This is a genomic window from Actinomadura sp. KC06, assembly GCF_004348735.1.
Taxonomy (GTDB): Bacteria; Actinomycetota; Actinomycetes; order Streptosporangiales; family Streptosporangiaceae; genus Spirillospora.
Genome location: NZ_SMKT01000403.1, coordinates 1 through 925 on the forward strand (window position 1 = coordinate 1; position 925 = coordinate 925).

Here is a 925-nt window from a genome sequence, read left to right on the forward strand (position 1 = left end):
GGGCGGAGGCGGAGTGGGCGGAGCGGGTGAGCAGCGTCGGCATGGCGGGACCTTCCGGGTCAGGGACCCCGGAAATCCGCCGGGATCCGCGCTTGCCGGAACGCGGATGCTGCGTCCGGCCAGGTCTTCACCCGGGGCACCCCATCGCGGACGAAGGGTTGCCGGCCAGCAAGCCGGGGCTTGGCGCTGGCGCTCATGACCTCATGCGGAATTATATGCGGGGCCGGACGGGGATCAACCGGGAGGATGCGATGCGACACGGGATGGCTCGGGCGCTGGCCGCGGGCGCGGCGATGCTCGGCGCGTCCGGCCTGCTGGGCGGGTGCGGGGCGCTGGGCGGCGACACCGGCCAGGTGTGCGCCGACACGAAGAAGGCGTTCCAGCAGTACATCACCCAGGTGAGGACCATCCCGGCGGCCGAGCCCGCGCGCTGGCGGCAGGCGACGGAGCAGCTCGCCGGACGCCTCGACGCGCTGGCGAAGAAGACCGGCGACGACGACCTCAAGAAGGCGCTCAAGGCCGAGGCGGGCAAGCTGCGCGCCGCCGCCCCGGCCGTCGGCACCGGCGACGTCGCCCAGCTCGACACCGTGATGAACCAGACCCCCACCAGCATCGGAAACGCCTGCTGAACTTATTGCGTTTCTCTCCTCCTTCGGGCGCTGGGCGCCCTCCATCGTCGAGAAACGCGTGCGATCGCTGCATCGCTTCGGCTCGCCTGGCGGCTCGCTGCGCGATCAGGTTTCTCGCAGGCTCGAAACCTGCCTTCGGACGCGATCGCAACGGTTCGGGTCCGTTGCGGGCTGGGCCGGGTGGCTGGGCGGTGGGGGCGCCTCAGCCGTTGCCGCCTGGGCGGCCGCCGCCTCCGCCGCCGCCCCCGCCGGGATCATCGGGGTCGCCGGGATCGCCGGGATCGGGGTCGCCGGGG

Annotated in this window: 1 protein-coding gene and 1 riboswitch; the gene reads left to right on the forward strand. The window is 73.0% G+C overall.

Annotated elements, in window-relative coordinates; all coding sequences use genetic code 11:
• Positions 1 to 83: 83 nt before the first annotated feature.
• Positions 84 to 201: riboswitch (SAM riboswitch) on the reverse strand.
• A 50-nt stretch (positions 202 to 251) separates the two neighbouring features.
• Complete coding sequence (locus E1287_RS43365) at positions 252 to 629, forward strand: hypothetical protein (RefSeq protein ID WP_131972010.1); 378 nt, start codon at positions 252 to 254, stop codon at positions 627 to 629.
• The last annotated feature ends 296 nt before the right edge of the window (positions 630 to 925 follow it).

Excerpts from the sequence above, each read along its gene's own strand:
- E1287_RS43365 (WP_131972010.1), top strand. The coding sequence starts at position 252 with ATGCGACACGGGATGGCTCGGGCGCTGGCCGCGGGCGCGGCGATGCTC.